This window comes from Legionella tucsonensis, assembly GCF_001468035.1.
GTDB lineage: Bacteria > Pseudomonadota > Gammaproteobacteria > Legionellales > Legionellaceae > Legionella > Legionella tucsonensis.
This window is the reverse complement of record NZ_LNZA01000001.1, coordinates 1,637,519-1,654,893: the sequence shown is the minus strand read 5'-3', so window position 1 is coordinate 1,654,893 and position 17,375 is coordinate 1,637,519. Positions and strand designations below refer to the sequence as shown.

Here is a 17,375-nt window from a genome sequence, read left to right as displayed (position 1 = left end):
ATGAAATAAGATTGGGATGATGAAAAAATCGAATAAAGATAAAGTTTATGAAGCTTATGATGAGCTCATTGATTGGTTTGATGCGCATCGCAATAAAGAACTCCATATGGAGCAATTTTATTTGCACCAAATCAAAAAATATTTTCCTCATGGTGGGAATGTACTGGATGTTGGCTGTGGTACAGGAGAGCCTATTGCAAAATTTTTTATTGGAGCAGGTTATGATCTAACCGGTGTGGATGCCAGTAAAAAAATGATAGAACGTTGCAAGCAAAACTTCCCAAATGCTCAATGGGTTTTAGCAGATATGCGAGTGATGAAATTTACTATTCAGTTCGAGATTGTTATTGCGTGGCATAGTTTTTTTCATTTACCGCAAGCTGATCAACGAGGTGTGTTGAATTTATTTTCTTCCTTGGTTAAACCAAATGGTCTATTACTTTTTACGTCGGGGCCCGAGGCAGGGGAAGTCTGGAGTGAAAATGGTGGATATGATTTATATCATGCTTCACTGGATGCTAAGGAGTATGAAACTATTTTACATCAGAGCAATTTTCAGGTTCTGCTGCATAATGTGCGCGACCCCAATTGTAGGGGAGCAACAGTATGGCTTGTCCAGAAGAAAGAGTATCTAGACAAGAAAACAACATCGAATTAATTGAACTGTAAACTATCTTTATTCGCCAGGAATTCCTTGATTGAATAAACACATGTCTATTTGATTATCAGCACAATTCTTGTATCAGGTAATGGACTTCAAGTACAATAATCCCGAAATTTTTTAAATCAAGGAAAAACAGGGAGTGCAAACAAATCCTATTATTGAACTAAATCTTTGGTTGGCAAATGAGCGAAAGAGTGGAGCACCTCAACCCAATCACGCCGTTCTATCATCTACTTCATTGGATGGTACGCCACATAGCCGCGTTGTCGCTATTCGCGAAATTTCAGATGAAGGGATTTTATTTTTTACACAAAAAAGTACTCGCAAAGTAAGCGAATTAAAAAACAATCCCCAAGTAAGCCTTGTGTTCTGGCTGGAACTGTTACAACGGGAAGTGATTATTGAAGGTAAGGCTTTATTTCTAAATCAGGCTGAGAATCAACATTATTGGAACAGTTATCCTCAGTGGGCGCAAATTCGTTTTTTAAGTTATGCTTCTACGTCAATGCAAGTGATTGAGGCCAAAGAAATTCTTGAGAAAAAACACCAAGAGATTAAAGATACATTTCTCAATCAACCAATCTCTATAAGTCCGGAATATTGTGGTTTCCGTATCCAACCTGAACGCATGGTATTTTATGCATACCGACAGGATGAACTATCCGATGTATGGGAATATATTTTATTGAATAATGAATGGGGTTTGCGACGTTTGTCACCTTAAATGCCAACTGATTCAAAAAAAACATTGTGCTAGTATATTTTTAAATCATTCTCTATCATAATCACCCCTCAAATAAAAGTAATGAGTGAGAAGCATCCTAAGCGATTTCTTGCCTATTTAAATCATATTTAAAGGGTTCTTATGTCCAGATTAACACAAATACATAAAAAAATACGTACGAATTTTAACGCTTATTTATCTGATAAAAGGAAAATAGAGTTATTAGCTGAAAATATTGAGCTGTTTGAAGAAATACCAGTTTCTTATTTAAACGAATTTTTTAAAAGAGCACCGGTATTTGCTTTTGCAGAAAATAATGAAGTTTTATTAACTACCGCACACAGCTACATCCATTATTCTTTTGAGAATAAAGAAAATATGAGTCTTGATGAGCTGATTGTTCTGCTAAATAAAGCGAATGCTTGTTTCCAGAGAATAATTAATTCTTATCAATTACTTCTTCCAACTTTGTTAAGCACAGAGCATTCAGACCATATATTAATAGCTAACTTTGGATTACATAAAATTAAATTTCTTAGAGCTGAAATGCGACTTTTTTTTATTGAAAAAGAAGCAACAAATGAGATTCAAAATATAACCATAAAAAGAAAAGAGTTAACAAATATTATTGATGAGTACACCCTTTTTCATAGTATTTTGGATAATCAGTATAAAGATCCGTTTCTTAGAGAAAGGCTTTCAATCAATAGTAAACTATTGTTCTCCATTCAAGAGGGACTTGGCCAGGCAAGAAATTTATTGAACGTGTTGCCGCAACGGAAATCACAAAAGAGATATTTACCGGGAACCATTTCGGAAAATAAATTTTCTACTCAGGTAGGCATAGATTCATCTAAAGTAAAAAGAAAAAAACAAGAAGTAAAAAAAAATAATAAGTCAAGTTCATTAAGTTTAAACCAATCACAACAAATGCATTCAGAGAGCGGAAATAGCTATGAAGGGAATGATTTAGCAATTTTAAGTGCTGCTGCTGTTGAAATGGCACCCATGGGGATAACTCATGATGAAAGTGAGATGATTTTTCCATCTATGTTTGATCCTGATGTTGTACCGCAATTTCTTTGGTCACAACCACCTGTTCCTAAATCCGTAGAAGACAGTAAAAAGTTTCTCATAGAGTTTAAGAAATGGGCTCATGTGTATTTCAATACAAAAAGCGATTTTCCAGAAATAGAAAAAACTGGAAAATGTTTAGAAAAAATTGCTCATTCTTTATTATATGCTGCAGTTACTTTGCAAAAGGAAAGTTCGGTTTTTAAAGGGGAAAAATGCAATCCTGTAGTTCAAAAAGCGATACAGTTACTTTTATACACAAGTGAAAAGGGAGCACAATCAACTTTGGAAGCAGTAGAGAAATTAAAGAATTTATCAATGACCTATGCTGCACTATTAAAACCTTTCATACGTTCATTTCTTCATTTGGAATCTGAAAAATATATTAGCCACTTAAGGATGCAACTTGCTTCTGGAAATTACTCTAATATCTCATTTCTTGGCTTAGAGGCTCAAGAAATTGTTGAGCGATTATTTAAGCTATTTGAAACAGAATTAACTGACGAAGATTATGATAAAGTAATGAAATGCTGCCTTGATTGTGTGATACGGGCTCATGATAGATTGACTGAGCAAAATCATGTTCTATTTAATCAAGGCTATTAGCTGAATAAGCTCAAAAATAAAAGATGATGAAACGGATGGCTCTCCGTTTCATTCATACGTTTTATACTTGAAGGCTTACATCCCAGTATAATTTGGTCCGCCACCCCCTTCTGGCGCATGCCATACGATATTTTGTCGAGGATCTTTGATGTCGCAGGTTTTACAATGGATGCAGTTTTGGGCATTAATTTGTAATCTAGGGCCTTTTTCTTCCTCAATTATTTCATATACACCTGCAGGACAATATCGACCTTCTGGGAATGCATAAGTTTTTAAATTGAGATCAATTGCCAATTGAGGTTTTTTCAATACGAGATGACAGGGCTGATTTTCCTCATGATAGGTATTTGATAAAAAGACAGATGAAAGTCTGTCAAAAGTGAGAACTCCATCGGGTTTAGGATAATCTATTTTCTTTGCTTCCTTTGCCGGAATTAAAGTACTGTGATCAGCATGATTCTTTAAGGTCCATGGAGAGTATCCACGTGTAATGTATGTTTCAAAAGCGGCATTGATTAAGCCTGGAATTAAGCCATATTTAAATCCGGGTCTTATATTGCGTACTGCATAAAGCTCTTTATCCAGCCAGGAATTTTTGATTTTCGCTGGATAACCCGTTAATTCAAATGGGGCAGAGTTTTTTTGTTGCAGTGCTTCAAAACATGCTTCTGCTGCAAGCATGCTGGACTGCATTGCCATATGTATTCCTTTGATTTTAGGTACGTTAAGAAAACCTGCAGCATCACCAATCAATGCACCACCTGGAAAAGTGAGTTTTGGTAAGGATTGCCATCCCCCTTCATTAAGGGCTCGCGCACCATAACTGATGCGCTCGCCTCCAGTTAAAATAGGTTGAACTAACGGGTGTGTTTTAAAGCGCTGGAATTCCGCAAAAGGATTTAACCACGGATTTTTATAATCCAAACCGACTACAAAACCAATAGCAACGCGTTGTTTTGACAGATGATATATAAATGAACCACCATAGGTTATGTGATCCATTGGCCAGCCTACAGTATGAATGACTAGTCCGAGCTTATGTTGTTCTGCCTTGACTTGCCATATTTCTTTTATTCCAAGTCCATATGTCTGTGGATTCGCATTATCCCTTAAGTGATAATGTGCCATCAAACTTTGGCTAAGTTGTCCACGACATCCTTCGGCAAATAAAGTCTGTTTTGCAAGAAGATGCATACCAGGTTGATAATTATTTGTTTTCTCTTTATTTTTGTCGAGGCCCACACTCCCAGTTGCAACACCAATTACTTGATTGTGGTCGTTATAAAGTACGTGGGCTGCGGCAAATCCAGGATAAATCTCGCACCCCAGCGACTCAGCTTGTTGTGCGAGAAATGCGCAAAGCTCGCCTAAGCTAATAATATAATTTCCTTCATTATGCATGGTCTTTGGAGTAGGGAGCTTATAGGAGTTTCTTGAGGTTAGAAAATAGAAACGATCTGCGGTTACTGCGGTATCAAGAGGAGCCTCTTGCCAGGTATCAGGAAGTAATTCTTTAAGACTTCTGAGCTCTAGAACAGCTCCGGAGAGAATATGAGATCCGACTTGGGCTCCTTTTTCCAAAATACAAATGGATAATTCTTTTTGCGCAGCTAAGGCAAGCTGTTTCAATTTAATCGCGGCAGATAACCCCGCCGGTCCTGCACCGACGATGATTACATCAAATTCCATGGTTTCGTGTTCCACACGCGCTCCTAACTGTGATTATAAAAAGATAAAATAATCGCTTTTCTATGCTTTAATATCAAGATTTATATTGAAAATTAATATATTTTGTAGGGGCGGATGAAGCACAGCGAAATCCGGAACAGTAATACCGATTTTGGGCTTTGTTGTGCTTCACTCAGGCTATATACGAATCTAGCAATTAAATTGAATATTGATAATCATTTTCACAACAGTCCGTTGTTGCAGAAACAACTGTGGCCGCTGAACGAGTAAATAGCGAAACAATGCTGTGGGGAATACTAAAAACTGTTAGCAAAGCTCCTGCGGCAGTTCCAAGAAGTGTTAAACCCACAAGAGCAAGGCTATTAGCGACCCCTTCCAACGCTGTATTACGATACTCGGCACTCATCATTATAATTGACAAAAGCCCAAGTAATGTGAATCCAACAAAGTAACACGCAGCAATAAGTGCGGTAAATGCCATAAATGCCGTTCCAGCTGCAGATGCTATAGGATACCAAATCGGAGCCAATAATCCGCCTGCAAATTCCTGACCATCTTGATAGGGAGTAAAAAAACCGGGGCGTTCCCAATATTTGCTTACTGCTCGTTCAATGATTCCTGAAAGATAACTTTCATCCTGTGCTTCATCGTTTAAATCTAATATTTCACTTATTTCATTCCAGCCAATTAAGTTTAACATAAAATCCTCTTAATGATTCAGCTTTGTGCAGGGTATCTAATTTAATTAATAGAGTCAAATAGTTAGCTTTATTTAAATCAATTTCCAAATTATGATTTTTTATTGAACTATTTTTTGATTTCCTGAATAAGAGTACGGCAAAAGTGGTAACAGAATTTAACAAAATAAGCTAAACTGATTGTAGGTATTAAAAAGGAGTTTGTTAATGAAAACAGTATGGGGTTTATTGCTTCTTAGTTTTTCCATGATGGGCTATGCAGATGATAATTTAACCATGAATGTTAATGTGAATGCTCCAAGTTTTGTAGTGACCTTACCCGCAAATCCAACTACAGGATTTCAATGGTCTGTTGTGCGCTTTGATAAAAATTTATTAACGCTCCGAAGCAGTACTTATGAACGACCGAAGACTGATCTTATCGGTGCCGGTGGGCAAATGCATTTCACCTTTGGATTACAGAAAAGTAAAAGCTATCCAGAAAATACGATAATCGTATTTAAATACGCCCGCTCCTGGGAGCCTGATACAGCAACCTTGAAAAGTATTAAAGTAAATTTCGTAAAAGCTGATAAGAATTCAATGTAATGTAATGTAGGTTGGGTATAAGTTGCGCGCTTACACCCACCTACATTACATTGTTTTTAGTTTAGAACATTCATCAGGATTTTTTTAACTTAAATGGTAAATATCTAGGTTCCCAAAACATATCTTCTACCAGTTTTTCCAAATCAGCATCATGATTTTTTTGTGCAAGTCCCGAATTAATAGCGCAACGTGCTACAGCGACCGCAATTTCCTTAGCAACCGTTTGTGCATCATCCAAAGAGGGTAATAAGGGTAAGTAACTTTCTTTTTTACTGGGTGCGAACTGACATAAAGTATGTGCTGCAGCCAGAATCATATCTTCAGTTAATTTTGTTGCGTTAACTGCGAGGACTCCAAGTCCTATTCCAGGAAAGACCAGAGCGTTATTACATTGAGCAATTTGTACCATACGATTATGGTATTCAACTGCCGGAAAGGCTGTGCCTGTAGCAATTAAAGCTTTTCCCTGACTCCAAGTTAGGATATCTGCTGGTTTGGCCTCGCATTTTTCATCTGGATTAGACAATGGGAAAATAATAGGACGTTCACAATTAACAGTCATGGTTTCGATGATGTCTTGAGAGAAAGCTCCTGGTTGAGCAGAACAACCTATAAGAACAGTAGGTTTAACATGTCTTACAGTATCAGTAAGTGAAGGATGTTGTTTTTCATTAATGGTCCATTTTTCTATTTCTTTGGGGGTACGTGCATAAGGCTTTTGTGCCTCAGTAAGATCGGGGTCCGTGTTAAGTAATAAGCCTTGACGGTCAATCAACCAAAAACGTTGGTACGCTTCGTCGGAACTAATCCCTTCACGTACCATTGCATCAATAATTTGATCACTAATACCAGTTCCTGCGGAACCTGCACCAAAAACAACGATTCGCTGTTCATGCACTTTTGTACCGGTTACATCACAGGCCGCTAATAAAGCCGATAAGGTCACAGCGCCGGTACCTTGAATGTCATCATTAAAGGTACATAATTGGTCTTGGAATTTTTCCAGAATGCGTCGCGCATTGCCTCGGCCAAAATCCTCCCAGTGTAAAAATGCATTGGGGAATTGTTTGTGAATTTCATGAACAAAAGTAGAGATAAAATCGTCATATGCAGCTGGACTAATGCGTGGATGGCGACAACCTAAGTACATAGGATCATTGAGTAATTCTTGATTATTTGTGCCTACATCAAGAAATATTGGCAGGGTACGAGTCGGTTCTATACCTCCGCATAAACAATAAACCATCAATTTCGCAACAGGAATGTCCATTCCTCCAATTCCTTGATCACCGATACCCAAGACTCCTTCTCCATCAGTAACGACAATGACATCAATTTCTGGATTAGAACGATTTTTTAATATTTCTTCTATTTGATTTTTATCTGTATGGGAAATATATAAGCCGCGAGGTTGTCTATACTCATGACTGAAGCGTTTTACTGCGGTTCCTACAATAGGAGTATATATCGTAGGTAGCATTTCACCTAAATGACGGTTGATTAATTTATAGAATAAAATTTGATTTTTATCGTGTAAATTATTTAAATAAATATTTTGTTGTAGCCGTGTTGTATAACTGGAATATTGTAGATAAGCGCGTTTGACTTGTTCCTCCAGTGTTTCAACGCGATAGGGCAGTTTTCCCAACAGACCAAACTCTTTTCTTTCTTCGTTGGTGAATGCTGTACCTTTGTTCAATTGGGGAGTGGTTAGGAGTGGTTTACCGCAAAGAGAAGTTTCAATATATTGTTCTCCTGTTTGAGGATCACGTAGCAATTTAAAATCAAGCATAGTTATCTCATAAGATGGTGTTAGCGTTTGTCTAATGATAATATCGGTTTTTCGTAGTTTACAATAGGTTGAGTATGAATAAATCTTTGGCAGTATTATTTGTAATTTTAGGGTTAACGTCTTGCTCAGCAAAAAATGAACATTATTACAGAACGCATCCTAATGAATTGCAACAAGCGATAAAAGCTTGTCCAAACAGACAACCAGCGGGTTTGACCTGTGAGCAATTGGAGTCTCTTGCCAACCGTATGAATAAATTGGCATATCAATTACAGCTCAGTCCCCAGGGTTTTGGAAAAAAAATTATGGCTTTGCAAGAGACAATTGCTAAAGAACAAGCACAATTAAAAACTGAGAATAATAATGCAAATTTACAAGCCAATTTAACTCAAAACAGACATGATTTAGCTGATCATTTAGCAGTGGTTAGATGGTTTGAATCACCTATGAGTTAAAAAATGAGAGTACTAATAAGTAATGATGATGGAGTTTTTGCACCCGGAATTAATCGATTAGCCAAGGAACTATCAACTTTTGTAGATATCGAAGTTGTTGCACCTGATAGAAACAGAAGTGGCTCAAGCAATTCTTTGACCTTGTCGCGACCGCTAAAAGCTAAAAAATTGGATAATGGTTATTATAGTGTTGAAGGCACTCCAACGGATTGTGTGCATTTGGCAGTAACAGGCTTTTTAGATACCGAATTTGACATGGTTGTTTCTGGAATTAATGATGGCGCTAATTTAGGGGATGACATTCTTTATTCAGGGACGGTAGCTGCCGCAATGGAGGGACGTTATTTAGGTTTGCCTGCCCTTGCATTTTCTATGGTAGGGGATAACATCCAACATTATGACACCGCGGCAGTTATTGCCAAGTATTTGGTAATGAAATTAAGTACGCACCGCCTTCCTTCGCAAACTATTTTAAATATTAATGTTCCTGATATGCCTTTGGATAAAATAAAGGGATTGCAAGTTACTCGACTAGGTACTCGGCATGGGGCTGAGCCTGTTGTAAAAGATAAGGATCCTAGAGGGCGCTCTATTTATTGGATTGGCTTGCCTGGAGCAGAGGCTGATGCAGGCCCCGGAACAGATTTTTATGCGATAAGTGAAGGGTATGTTTCAATCACACCTCTTCATTTGGATATGACAAATTATAAAATGTTCGATCAATTAGCTAATTGGCTCGATGGAATTCGCATTCAATAAAACAATTTGTTTGAGGTTTAATAAAATGATAGCCACATTTTGCAAAAGATTTTTATGTCTTTTCCTCATTGCAACCTTAGTTGGTTGTGGGAATAATTTGGCTCCTGTTACAGAGTTAAAATGGAGTCCTTATTCGCGCTATCAGAAAGTATACGTTGTAAGGCGTGGAGACACGCTTTTTTCTATTGCATTTCGCTATGATACGAATTACAGAACCCTAGCTCGGTTAAATCATATTAATCCACCTTATTCTTTAATAGTGGGGCAAGTAATCAACTTGCAAGGTATTATTCCAAGACATAGACAAACAACACGTCCAACCACAGTGAGACATTATGTTACTCCACAGGCAAGACCTTCTGTAATTTATTCGCCTGCAAATAGATATGTTCGTTCTGCTTCGGGATGGTTATGGCCTGTGAGTGGACGAGTAACTACAACATTTATTCCTGAACAAGGCAAAAAAGGTATAAACATTGCATGTAAAAAGGGCGAGAAGGTAATTGCGGCGGCAGATGGTGTGGTTGCTTATGCTGGAAGTGGATTAGCTGGTTATGGTAACTTGATTATTATTAAGCACAATCATGAGTATTTAACTGCTTATGGCAATAACGCACGGATTATAGTTTCCGAAGGACAGCATGTAAAAGCAGGACAAATTATTGCAATAGCAGGTATTATCGATCGTAAGTATACAGGTGTTCATTTTGAAATCAGAAAATCAGGAGTACCAGTCAATCCTTTGAATTATCTACAAAAAGGTTGACAGATAACTTGTAGTTATAGCAACAATAGTCTTTTTATGAAGTATAATGTAGTTATGGAATAAATTTCGCAACATGACTAGGGGCTTATATTTAGCTAGCTTAAGTCAAAACGACCTGATTTTCTGCGCTCCAAAGCACACCATACACGTAGTATGAGAGCTTTGGAGCGCAGAAAATCAGGTCGTTTTGACCAAGATAGTAGAAATGTAAACAGGCCTTAATACTATAGGTGAAAAACAATGCATGAAGATGATGAGTCAAGTAAAAAGCCAGAACTTAAGGATGAAGATTGGTCTGAACCGGACGATGAATCACTCTTAATGGAGGAAAACATTGATTCTCTTCTTGAAAAAAATGAAGAAGATGAAGAGCCCGATCTTCCTGATTTTTCGGATGATAATGCCTTTCCCTCATTTCGTGGTAAAAATGCACTAAAAATGATGGATGCGACACAGCTCTATTTGAGTGAAATTGGATTTTCTCCTTTGCTTAGTGCTGAAGAAGAAGTGCACTATGCAACCCTTGCTTTGAAAGGGGATGTTTCTGCCCGTAAAAAGATGATTGAATCTAATTTACGTTTGGTGGTTAAAATTTCACGTCGTTATCTTAATCGTGGTTTACCTCTTCTCGATTTAATCGAGGAAGGAAATTTAGGTTTAATGAAATCAGTTGAGAAATTTGATCCTAAACGTGGTTTCCGTTTTTCAACTTATGCCACATGGTGGATTAGACAAACAATTGAACGTGCTATTATGAATCAAACACGGACTATTCGTTTACCTATCCATGTAGTTAAAGAGTTGAATGTGTATCTTAGAGCAGCAAGACAACTAACCCAAAAATTAGATCATGAGCCTTCACCCGAAGAAATTGCGGACATGGTTGATAAACCTTTGGAAGATGTACAAAAGTTATTAGGATTGAATGATAAGGTAACCTCTGTTGATACTCCTATAGGCTTTGACGAAAATAAATCATTATTAGATACTATTGCTGATGAAAACAGCGTAAATCCTGCAGAGCTCTTAACTAATGAAAACCTACGTTTACATATTGAATCTCTATTGGATAAATTGACTGAAAATCAACAGCAGGTTATCGCGAGAAGATTTGGCTTAAGGGGTTTTGAAAAAGCAACGCTTGAGGATGTGGGTAAGGAAATTGACTTAACACGAGAACGTGTTCGTCAAATCCAAGTTGAAGCATTAAAAACATTGCGTGGTTTGTTGGAAAAAATGGGGTTAACACAAGAAGATTTATTTTAAGCCGGTAACCGTAAAAAACTGCTTATTTTAACCTGGTGAAATGAAGGAGCATTGAATTTTCAGTGTTCTATTTTTTTTGCACCAGGTTAGTTTTTTACTATTAATATAAAAGACTGGAGTTGTTGTAATGAAAAATATGAATTTTATCAACTTTAGTTGTATTATCATCGGTGTCTCCTGCAGAGCCGCCGTTATGGCTGCGCTTTCACCAAGATTTACTATGGGGATGCAAAGTTCGCTTTCAGTCCTTGCCAGCAATCCACATAATCTTTTTGCATTTGTGGAATACGCATAGCTTGCTCGGTAACTTTCCATACATCCCTAGTTTCAAACATGAAGGCTAAAGTATTCAGATACACTTCCGGTTCCAGTTTTTGCGCCACTGCCTTTTCATAACTTATTTGATCAGGTCCGTGCGGCGTCATGCAATTATGAATGCTTACTCCGCCAGGTGAAAATCCTTCTTTTTTGGCATCATATTCACCTCGGACAAGCCCCATAAGTTCATTCATGTAATTACGATGATAATAGGGTGGTCTAAATGTATGTTCGGCAACCATCCATCGAGGAGGAAAAATGACGAAGTCTAAATTGGCTACTCCTGGCGTATCACTTTCTGAAGTTAATACGGTAAAAATACAGGGATCAGGGTGATCAAAACTTACTGTATTAATTGTATTAAACAAACTTAAATCATAACAATAAGGAGCATAATTACCATGCCAGGCTACTACATTAAGCGGGGAATGATTGCATTTTGCTGTCCATAATTTATTTTGATATTTGCATATAAGGGTCGCTTGCGTAATATCTTGCTCAAATGCAGCTTTAGGAAATTGAAAATGTCGTGGATTTGCTAAACCATTAGCTCCGATAAGTCCTAATGGAGGTAGGGTGAGCGGGCTGCCGCTGTTTTCACATAGATATCCTTTTGTTTCGGAACCAATGAGTTCCATTTTGAATTTAACTCCACGGGGAATAACAGCTATCATGCCTGGGCATATATTTAATTTTCCAAACTCAGTATGTAAGTTCACTTCGCCTAAGTAAGGAACAAAAAGCATTTCCCCGTCATTATTGGCGAAGTATTTATTTTGCATGGAGCGGGTGCAATGATAAGTATATGCATTTACATGTTGGCTTCCTGCAAGATGAAACATGCCATCGACAAAATCAAAGTCTTCTTCTTTAAACAAATCCAGAGGGGACCAGCGCATGGGATTTGGGGACTGTTCTGCATGATAGGGTTTGAACAGCTCCATTTCATAAACCTGATATGTGCCTTGGGCTACAGAAGGCAGAATGCGATAAAGCCAGCTTCGTAAATTACTCTGTCTTGGACGAGTAAAGGCTGTCCCACTTAATTGCTCGGCATAAAGACCTAAGTTACAGTGTTGTGGTGAATTCTGACTACTTGGCAAAGCGCCTGGAACTGCTTCAGTTTGATGATGATTACCGAATCCCTGCAAATACACTGTTGATCTCCTTTAGTGTTTATGATCATTACGATATTAAAAAACTTAATGTCGACTATAGTCTAAAAAAGTTAAAAATGTCGAGTCCAAATATAAGTTAAGTTATTCTTTTTAACAAAAGAGCATGTATAATTTATACAAAAATTAAATAAAGTTTCGAGGTAGTAACATGGCCGGTCATAGTAAGTGGGCAAATATTAAATTCCGTAAAGGTGTTCAAGATGCAAAACGTGGAAAAATATTCACTAAATTAATTCGAGAGATTACTGTAGCTGCTCGTATGGGAGGAGGAGATGAGTCTTCTAACCCAAGATTAAGGGATGCAGTTAAAAAAGCACTTAGTGCGAATATGAAACGCGATACAATTGAGAATGCGATTAAGCGTGGAGTAGGAGGACTTGATGGTGAAATAATGACTGCCATGCGTTATGAGGGTTATGGACCTGGTGGGATTGCAGTTCTAGTAGATTGTTTATCAGATAATAGAAACCGAACTGTATCCGAAGTGCGCCATGCATTCACGAAAAATGGCGGTAATTTGGGAACAGATGGCTCAGTATCTTATCTCTTTACTAATCAGGGCGAGATTCTTATGGCACCAGGACAACCCGAAGAGCAGGTTATGGAGATTGCCATAGATGCTGGAGCAAATGATGTTTCCGTAGAGGAAGGTCAAATTGAAGTGATTACTCCTGTCGAAGCGTATCATAGCGTTTTAAATGCGCTTACAGAAGCGGGTCTGGAAATTGAACAATCTCATTTAACCATGCGTGCACAAACTTTAGTCTCTATTGATGATGACGCAGCAGAAAGTCTCTTGAAGTTAATCGATATGTTGGAGGATTTGGATGATGTGCAAGAAGTGTACAGTAATGCGGAACTCTCAGAAAAACAATTAGAATCAATAAATTAATGGACATAATTTTAGGGATAGATCCTGGTTCAAGGATTACTGGATATGGATTGATCAAAGAGTCAGATGGTAAAATTGAATACATTGATAGTGGTTGTATACGTACTACTCCAGATGGAGAGTTAAGCCAAAAATTATTGCAAATATATGATGGTATTTGTCAGTTAATGGATCATTATTCGCCTACAGAAGTAGCGATTGAACAAATATTTATGCATGAAAATCCAAACTCAGCTTTAAAATTAGGGCATGCACGCGGTGTTGCTATGGTGGCTGCAGCATCGCATCGTGTTAAAGTAAGTGAATATTCCGCGCGAGAAATTAAGCAAATGGTAGTCGGGTATGGCGCTGCAGAAAAGGCTCAGGTAAGTCATATGGTCGTACATCTTCTTGCTCTGAATAAGGAGCCACAAAAAGATGCTGCAGATGCCTTGGCAATAGCAATTTGTCATAGTCATATGCGCCATAATTTATCATCAGTGATTGGTAGACGAGGATTAAGGAGAAGGAAAAGATGATTGGTTGGTTGGATGGGCAAATAATTGATAAACATCAACCAGGAAAATTGGTCCTTAATGTCCATGGAGTTGGTTATGATGTAGAAACCTCATTAAATACCTTTTTTCAGCTTGATAACCTAAGTGGTTCAGTAGGTTTACATATACATACTATTGTTCGTGAAGATGCTTTGTTGCTCTATGGTTTTTTGGAGAGGCAGGAAAGAGAGTTATTTAGAGCTTTGATTAAAGTAAATGGTATTGGCCCAAAACTGGCCATGTCGATTCTTTCCAGCATTACTCCAAATGAATTTATTCAATGTATTCACCAAGAAAATGCTTCTTTTTTAATGAAATTACCTGGCATAGGTAAAAAAACAGCCGAGCGTTTAGTTGTTGAAATGCGTGATAGCATGAAGCAATTCTCTGTATCTGCTTCTCTAAATGACAAATCAATTCTCATGATGAGTGGTCAGGATGAAGCCGTTAGCGCTTTGGAAGCACTGGGATATAAACCTCATGAAGCATTAAAAGCAATCAATAAAGTAAATGATAACTCTAAAAATTGCGAGCAGTTAATTCGAGACGCGCTGCAAATTTTAGCGGCTCGATAATTAAATTAATAATAATTGTAGTTTGGGTGAGCCGGGTAAGTAATATGGTAAATAAAATAAAGGAACAGACTATTTTTATTGAATAGGCAAAAAGAATCTTACAATTAAACCTGTGCCTTTCTTGGGTGTATCCAGCATGAGTCTTCCACCATGTAACTCGGCAATTTGCTGAACTATTGCTAAGCCAAGACCACTGCCCGGGCTTTTATTTCCCAGAACACGGAAAAAACGCTCAAAAACACGCATTTGTAATTCAGCCGGAATACCTGGTCCATTGTCACTTACTTCAAGCATTATTTCGTCTTGCAGTTTAGCCAGGCGAACTATAATTCTTCCATGTTCATTACAGTATCGTATTGAGTTATCTACAAGATTACGAATTAATATTCCCAACGCAGTTGAATTGCCATAAATAGTTAGATTTTCTGCATCGCTTTCAAATTCTAGATCAATTTGTTTTTCCACAGCAGCTGGTGCAAGCATAGCAAGTATCTCGCGAGTTAATCGACTCAGATTGACCTCATCTTTTTCATCCATGTGAGCGGCTTCTGGTACAAGTCGACTCATAGTAAGTAACTGCTGAACTATGTGAGTACTGCGATTAACGCTTGCAATAAGTTTTTGTAATGCCTGATTTTTTTCTTCTATATCATTAGAGTGCAATGCAACTTGTGCTTGTGTTTTTAGTGCAGCAAGAGGGGTGCGCAGTTCATGTGCTGCATCCGCAGCAAAACGCTTTTCTCGTTCAAATCCTTCTTTTAGTCTGAAAAACAATTTATTCAATTCATCGATTACAGGTTTAATTTCCTCCGGAACCTCATGTAAATCAACCGGTTCAAGATGGGTGGGAGCGCGGTTAGCTACTTCTTCAGCGACTTTATCTAGGCTATCTAACCCACGCCCAATAATAATCCATATGAGCAGACCTGATAACGGGAAAGTCAAAAGCATAATATAGAGATCATCTTGAGCAATTCTATGGCCCAACTCATTCCGTGTGTCGTAACGCTCAGCTAAAACAGTGCGAATTCCTGCTTTATCATTGTAGGTAGTAAAGACTCGCCAATCTTGGTTAGATACTTTTTTATCACTAAATCCATCAACTTCCGAGGTTAAAGGAATTTTTGGTGCTGAAGATGAGTGTAACAATAATTTGCCGCCATTGGTCCAAACCTGAAAATTAAACTTATTCAGATAATTTTCTGGAGGCTCTTCATTCAAAAATCTTTTTTGATAGTATGTATCAATTTTTTTAGGAATTGTTTCGAGTGCTTCTTGAATTTTCGCTAAAGGGCGTTGATGAAGATCGTCACCTAGTAATGCTTGATAAGAAAGTGCAGAAACGGCCATTAAACTATCTAAGTGATCTTGAATGTCCTTTTGATCAAGATAATAGTTACCTATAGCAGTTAATGTGGTCGTTATAGTAATGGCCAGCAATAAATTTATGAGAAGAAATTTTCTTATAGAAGATTTCACGATACAGGAATACCATCATTTTTTTCTGCCATATATCCAACACCTCTAATCGTTCGAATAAAATTGGCATTAAGTTTTTTACGTAGATTATGTATATGAACTTCCAACGCGTTACTGTCTACATCTTCTTCCCATCCATAAATACTTTGCATGAGTTGTTCGCGTGATAAAACTTGACCACTGTTTTCTAGAAGTTTCTGCAATAGCGCAAACTCTCTACGTGGAACATTAACTAAAACATCATCAACAAATACAGAGTGAGCAGCTGGATCTAGAGTAATGTTTCTATATTGCAGAACAGAATCAGCACGGCCTTGTGAGCGTCTGACTAGGGCTCTGATTCGGGCACTAAGCTCATTAAGATCGAAAGGTTTTATCAAATAATCATCTGCACCGCTGTCCAAACCTTTTACACGATCCTCAACTGATTCCCGAGCTGTTAAAATAATAACGGGAGTCGGATTACCATCATGGCGTATACTTTGTAACAACGCGAGTCCAGAGAGTTTAGGTAAACCCAAATCCAGAATAATGAGCTCAAATGATTCAGATTTTAACGCGGCTCGAGCAGCTTCACCATCTCTAAGCCAATCTACAATATAACCAAATTGAGTTAAGCCTGTTTTGACCGCATCACCAAGTAATTCGTCGTCTTCAACTAGCAATAGTCTCATTTTTGCTCCTATTGTTTTTCCAGGCCAGTTTCATCCATATGTTTTGTGAGATAAAAAGCTTGAATTAATACAAAAAGCAGAGTAAAACCAACCCCACCGAATAACTTAAAGTTAACCCAGGCATCAGTATTAAAATTATAGGCAACATAAATATTTACTGCACCCATTAAAATAAAGAACAAAACCCATGCCAAATTCAATCTATGCCAGATTTTTCCGGGAAGAGTCACATTAGCTTCCATCATCTTCTGGATCAACGGTTTGCTACCAATATAACCTGAGCTAAAAAAGACCAAAGCAGAGAGCCAATAAATACCTGTTGGTTTCCATTTAATAAACCATGGATTATGGAAAAAGAGGGTGGCTCCTCCTAAGACCATAATTATTGCAAGGCTAATTAAATGCATTTTTTCATAATGCTGAAATTTTAATCGGTAAAAAGCCACTTGGCTTAAAGAGGCAATCATAGCAATGGCTGTCGCAGTATAGATACCAAAAAATTTGTATACTATAAAAAATAAAACTATAGGAAAAAAATCAAATAGTAATTTCATATATCTTAATACACTAAAATAAGTTACTTTGAGTATAACACAAGTTTTTGTGCTCTCCTCCCTGCTTTATATCAGAAATGAAAAATAA

18 protein-coding genes are annotated in these 17,375 nt (G+C 37.5%); 11 read left to right on the top strand and 7 right to left on the bottom strand.

All coding sequences use genetic code 11. The features are described from left to right. The first annotated feature begins 16 nt into the window (after window positions 1-16). From Ltuc_RS07230 to Ltuc_RS07220, 3 genes are all read left to right on the top strand, one after another. Window positions 17-658, top strand: a complete 642-nt coding sequence (locus Ltuc_RS07230) for a class I SAM-dependent methyltransferase (RefSeq protein ID WP_238584084.1) — start codon at window positions 17-19, stop codon at window positions 656-658. A 145-nt stretch (window positions 659-803) separates the two neighbouring features. Next, window positions 804-1,388, top strand: coding sequence for a pyridoxine/pyridoxamine 5'-phosphate oxidase (locus Ltuc_RS07225; RefSeq protein WP_058520612.1), 585 nt, complete (start codon window positions 804-806; stop codon window positions 1,386-1,388). 141 nt (window positions 1,389-1,529) lie between these two features. Continuing rightward, window positions 1,530-3,068: a hypothetical protein gene (locus Ltuc_RS07220; protein WP_058520611.1), complete on the top strand. Its 1,539-nt coding sequence runs from the start codon at window positions 1,530-1,532 to the stop codon at window positions 3,066-3,068. 75 nt (window positions 3,069-3,143) lie between these two features. Here the strand turns inward: Ltuc_RS07220 and Ltuc_RS07215 are convergent, their stop codons facing one another. Continuing rightward, window positions 3,144-4,772: an electron transfer flavoprotein-ubiquinone oxidoreductase gene (locus tag Ltuc_RS07215; protein ID WP_058520610.1), complete on the bottom strand. Its 1,629-nt coding sequence runs from the start codon at window positions 4,770-4,772 to the stop codon at window positions 3,144-3,146. A gap of 181 nt (window positions 4,773-4,953) precedes the next feature. Continuing rightward, window positions 4,954-5,457, bottom strand: a complete 504-nt coding sequence (locus tag Ltuc_RS07210; protein ID WP_058520609.1) for a hypothetical protein — start codon at window positions 5,455-5,457, stop codon at window positions 4,954-4,956. A gap of 205 nt (window positions 5,458-5,662) precedes the next feature. On the opposite strand from Ltuc_RS07210, the gene Ltuc_RS07205 reads away from it, so the two are divergent. Continuing rightward, complete coding sequence (locus Ltuc_RS07205; RefSeq protein ID WP_058520608.1) at window positions 5,663-6,043, top strand: protease inhibitor I42 family protein; 381 nt, start codon at window positions 5,663-5,665, stop codon at window positions 6,041-6,043. A 73-nt stretch (window positions 6,044-6,116) separates the two neighbouring features. On the opposite strand, the gene Ltuc_RS07200 is transcribed toward Ltuc_RS07205, so the two are convergent. Continuing rightward, window positions 6,117-7,835 (bottom strand): NAD-dependent malic enzyme, encoded by a 1,719-nt coding sequence (locus tag Ltuc_RS07200; protein WP_058520607.1) that lies wholly within the window; start codon window positions 7,833-7,835, stop codon window positions 6,117-6,119. Window positions 7,836-7,909: 74 nt separating this feature from the next. Here Ltuc_RS07200 and Ltuc_RS07195 point away from each other — a divergent pair, with 74 nt between their 5' ends. The 4 genes from Ltuc_RS07195 (at window position 7,910) to rpoS (ending at window position 11,081) form a co-directional block, all read left to right on the top strand. After that, window positions 7,910-8,290 (top strand): hypothetical protein, encoded by a 381-nt coding sequence (locus Ltuc_RS07195; protein WP_058520606.1) that lies wholly within the window; start codon window positions 7,910-7,912, stop codon window positions 8,288-8,290. 3 nt (window positions 8,291-8,293) lie between these two features. Then, entirely contained in the window at window positions 8,294-9,049 is a 756-nt protein-coding gene (gene surE / locus Ltuc_RS07190) for a 5'/3'-nucleotidase SurE (protein WP_058520605.1), read from the top strand. A gap of 25 nt (window positions 9,050-9,074) precedes the next feature. Then, window positions 9,075-9,815 carry a peptidoglycan DD-metalloendopeptidase family protein gene (locus Ltuc_RS07185; RefSeq protein ID WP_058520604.1) on the top strand — a complete coding sequence of 247 codons (741 nt, stop codon included), beginning with the start codon at window positions 9,075-9,077 and terminating at the stop codon, window positions 9,813-9,815. A gap of 240 nt (window positions 9,816-10,055) precedes the next feature. After that, on the top strand, window positions 10,056-11,081 hold the full coding sequence (rpoS, locus tag Ltuc_RS07180; protein WP_058520603.1) for an RNA polymerase sigma factor RpoS: 1,026 nt from the start codon (window positions 10,056-10,058) through the stop codon (window positions 11,079-11,081). 218 nt (window positions 11,082-11,299) lie between these two features. Here rpoS and hmgA read toward each other — a convergent pair whose 3' ends face one another. Then, entirely contained in the window at window positions 11,300-12,556 is a 1,257-nt protein-coding gene (hmgA, locus tag Ltuc_RS07175; RefSeq protein WP_058520602.1) for a homogentisate 1,2-dioxygenase, read from the bottom strand. Between the two features lie 169 nt (window positions 12,557-12,725). Between hmgA and Ltuc_RS07170 the strand changes: the two genes are divergently transcribed. The 3 genes from Ltuc_RS07170 to ruvA are packed head-to-tail and all read left to right on the top strand — an operon-like array spanning window position 12,726 to window position 14,580. After that, the gene (locus Ltuc_RS07170) at window positions 12,726-13,469 is read left to right on the top strand and encodes a YebC/PmpR family DNA-binding transcriptional regulator (protein WP_058520601.1); all 744 of its coding nucleotides are present in this window, start codon (window positions 12,726-12,728) and stop codon (window positions 13,467-13,469) included. Further along, a complete protein-coding gene (gene ruvC / locus Ltuc_RS07165) occupies window positions 13,469-13,987 on the top strand; it encodes a crossover junction endodeoxyribonuclease RuvC (RefSeq protein ID WP_058520600.1) in 519 nt (172 codons plus the stop codon). Before Ltuc_RS07170 ends, ruvC begins: the two co-directional genes overlap by 1 nt. Next, window positions 13,984-14,580, top strand: a complete 597-nt coding sequence (ruvA, locus tag Ltuc_RS07160; protein WP_058520599.1) for a Holliday junction branch migration protein RuvA — start codon at window positions 13,984-13,986, stop codon at window positions 14,578-14,580. The genes ruvC and ruvA overlap by 4 nt, the downstream gene beginning before the upstream one ends. Before the next feature lie 75 nt (window positions 14,581-14,655). On the opposite strand, the gene Ltuc_RS07155 is transcribed toward ruvA, so the two are convergent. The 3 genes from Ltuc_RS07155 to Ltuc_RS07145 are packed head-to-tail and all read right to left on the bottom strand — an operon-like array spanning window position 14,656 to window position 17,287. Further along, window positions 14,656-16,059 (bottom strand): ATP-binding protein, encoded by a 1,404-nt coding sequence (locus Ltuc_RS07155; RefSeq protein ID WP_058520598.1) that lies wholly within the window; start codon window positions 16,057-16,059, stop codon window positions 14,656-14,658. Next, window positions 16,056-16,733, bottom strand: a complete 678-nt coding sequence (locus tag Ltuc_RS07150) for a response regulator (protein ID WP_058459219.1) — start codon at window positions 16,731-16,733, stop codon at window positions 16,056-16,058. Before Ltuc_RS07150 ends, Ltuc_RS07155 begins: the two co-directional genes overlap by 4 nt. 8 nt (window positions 16,734-16,741) lie before the next feature. Continuing rightward, window positions 16,742-17,287, bottom strand: a complete 546-nt coding sequence (locus Ltuc_RS07145; RefSeq protein ID WP_058520597.1) for a septation protein A — start codon at window positions 17,285-17,287, stop codon at window positions 16,742-16,744. Window positions 17,288-17,375 lie beyond the last annotated feature (88 nt).